This window comes from Bacillus sp. EKM202B (assembly GCF_011066025.1).
Taxonomy (GTDB): Bacteria; Bacillota; Bacilli; order Bacillales; family Bacillaceae_G; genus Bacillus_A; species Bacillus_A toyonensis.
This window is the reverse complement of the sequence record NZ_JAAMNK010000077.1, coordinates 1-3,243: the sequence shown is the minus strand read 5'-3', so window position 1 is coordinate 3,243 and position 3,243 is coordinate 1. Positions and strand designations below refer to the sequence as shown.

The 3,243-nt window shown below is 50.9% G+C and carries 2 rRNA genes; both read left to right on the top strand.

The features are described 5' to 3' along the window. Nucleotides 1-168: ribosomal RNA gene (locus tag G9F74_RS29305) — 16S ribosomal RNA — on the top strand; the annotation flags it as partial. Between the two features lie 145 nt (nt 169-313). Continuing rightward, a 23S ribosomal RNA gene (locus G9F74_RS29300) occupies nt 314-3,235 on the top strand. The last annotated feature ends 8 nt before the right edge of the window (nt 3,236-3,243 follow it).

Genomic DNA, 3,243 nt, shown 5'->3' with positions numbered 1-3,243 from the left:
TACGTTCCCGGGCCTTGTACACACCGCCCGTCACACCACGAGAGTTTGTAACACCCGAAGTCGGTGGGGTAACCTTTATGGAGCCAGCCGCCTAAGGTGGGACAGATGATTGGGGTGAAGTCGTAACAAGGTAGCCGTATCGGAAGGTGCGGCTGGATCACCTCCTTTCTATGGAGAATTGATGAACGCTGTTCATCAATATAAGTTTCCGTGTTTCGTTTTGTTCAGTTTTGAGAGAACTATCTCTCATATATAAATGTATGTTCTTTGAAAACTAGATAACAGTGTAGCTCATATTTTTTAATTTTAGTTTGGTTAAGTTAGAAAGGGCGCACGGTGGATGCCTTGACACTAGGAGTCGATGAAGGACGGGACTAACGCCGATATGCTTCGGGGAGCTGTAAGTAAGCTTTGATCCGAAGATTTCCGAATGGGGAAACCCACTATACGTAATGGTATGGTATCCTTACCTGAATACATAGGGTATGGAAGACAGACCCAGGGAACTGAAACATCTAAGTACCTGGAGGAAGAGAAAGCAAATGCGATTTCCTGAGTAGCGGCGAGCGAAACGGAATCTAGCCCAAACCAAGAGGCTTGCCTCTTGGGGTTGTAGGACATTCTATACGGAGTTACAAAGGAACGAGGTAGACGAAGCGACCTGGAAAGGTCCGTCGTAGAGGGTAACAACCCCGTAGTCGAAACTTCGTTCTCTCTTGAATGTATCCTGAGTACGGCGGAACACGTGAAATTCCGTCGGAATCTGGGAGGACCATCTCCCAAGGCTAAATACTCCCTAGTGATCGATAGTGAACCAGTACCGTGAGGGAAAGGTGAAAAGCACCCCGGAAGGGGAGTGAAAGAGATCCTGAAACCGTGTGCCTACAAATAGTCAGAGCCCGTTAATGGGTGATGGCGTGCCTTTTGTAGAATGAACCGGCGAGTTACGATCCCGTGCAAGGTTAAGTTGAAGAGACGGAGCCGCAGCGAAAGCGAGTCTGAATAGGGCGTTTAGTACGTGGTCGTAGACCCGAAACCAGGTGATCTACCCATGTCCAGGGTGAAGTTCAGGTAACACTGAATGGAGGCCCGAACCCACGCACGTTGAAAAGTGCGGGGATGAGGTGTGGGTAGCGGAGAAATTCCAATCGAACCTGGAGATAGCTGGTTCTCCCCGAAATAGCTTTAGGGCTAGCCTTAAGTGTAAGAGTCTTGGAGGTAGAGCACTGATTGAACTAGGGGTCCTCATCGGATTACCGAATTCAGTCAAACTCCGAATGCCAATGACTTATCCTTAGGAGTCAGACTGCGAGTGATAAGATCCGTAGTCAAGAGGGAAACAGCCCAGATCGCCAGCTAAGGTCCCAAAGTGTGTATTAAGTGGAAAAGGATGTGGAGTTGCTTAGACAACTAGGATGTTGGCTTAGAAGCAGCCACCATTTAAAGAGTGCGTAATAGCTCACTAGTCGAGTGACTCTGCGCCGAAAATGTACCGGGGCTAAATACACCACCGAAGCTGCGAATTGATACCAATGGTATCAGTGGTAGGGGAGCGTTCTAAGTGCAGTGAAGTCAGACCGGAAGGACTGGTGGAGCGCTTAGAAGTGAGAATGCCGGTATGAGTAGCGAAAGACGGGTGAGAATCCCGTCCACCGAATGCCTAAGGTTTCCTGAGGAAGGCTCGTCCGCTCAGGGTTAGTCAGGACCTAAGCCGAGGCCGACAGGCGTAGGCGATGGACAACAGGTTGATATTCCTGTACCACCTCTTTATCGTTTGAGCAATGGAGGGACGCAGAAGGATAGAAGAAGCGTGCGATTGGTTGTGCACGTCCAAGCAGTTAGGCTGATAAGTAGGCAAATCCGCTTATCGTGAAGGCTGAGCTGTGATGGGGAAGCTCCTTATGGAGCGAAGTCTTTGATTCCCCGCTGCCAAGAAAAGCTTCTAGCGAGATAAAAGGTGCCTGTACCGCAAACCGACACAGGTAGGCGAGGAGAGAATCCTAAGGTGTGCGAGAGAACTCTGGTTAAGGAACTCGGCAAAATGACCCCGTAACTTCGGGAGAAGGGGTGCTTTCTTAACGGAAAGCCGCAGTGAATAGGCCCAAGCGACTGTTTAGCAAAAACACAGGTCTCTGCGAAGCCGTAAGGCGAAGTATAGGGGCTGACACCTGCCCGGTGCTGGAAGGTTAAGGAGAGGGGTTAGCGTAAGCGAAGCTCTGAACTGAAGCCCCAGTAAACGGCGGCCGTAACTATAACGGTCCTAAGGTAGCGAAATTCCTTGTCGGGTAAGTTCCGACCCGCACGAAAGGTGTAACGATTTGGGCACTGTCTCAACCAGAGACTCGGTGAAATTATAGTACCTGTGAAGATGCAGGTTACCCGCGACAGGACGGAAAGACCCCGTGGAGCTTTACTGTAGCCTGATATTGAATTTTGGTACAGTTTGTACAGGATAGGCGGGAGCCATTGAAACCGGAGCGCTAGCTTCGGTGGAGGCGCTGGTGGGATACCGCCCTGACTGTATTGAAATTCTAACCTACGGGTCTTATCGACCCGGGAGACAGTGTCAGGTGGGCAGTTTGACTGGGGCGGTCGCCTCCTAAAGTGTAACGGAGGCGCCCAAAGGTTCCCTCAGAATGGTTGGAAATCATTCGTAGAGTGCAAAGGCATAAGGGAGCTTGACTGCGAGACCTACAAGTCGAGCAGGGACGAAAGTCGGGCTTAGTGATCCGGTGGTTCCGCATGGAAGGGCCATCGCTCAACGGATAAAAGCTACCCCGGGGATAACAGGCTTATCTCCCCCAAGAGTCCACATCGACGGGGAGGTTTGGCACCTCGATGTCGGCTCATCGCATCCTGGGGCTGTAGTCGGTCCCAAGGGTTGGGCTGTTCGCCCATTAAAGCGGTACGCGAGCTGGGTTCAGAACGTCGTGAGACAGTTCGGTCCCTATCCGTCGTGGGCGTAGGAAATTTGAGAGGAGCTGTCCTTAGTACGAGAGGACCGGGATGGACGCACCGCTGGTGTACCAGTTGTTCTGCCAAGGGCATAGCTGGGTAGCTATGTGCGGAAGGGATAAGTGCTGAAAGCATCTAAGCATGAAGCCCCCCTCAAGATGAGATTTCCCATAGCGTAAGCTAGTAAGATCCCTGAAAGATGATCAGGTTGATAGGTTCGAGGTGGAAGCATGGTGACATGTGGAGCTGACGAATACTAATAGATCGAGGACTTAACCATATAATATG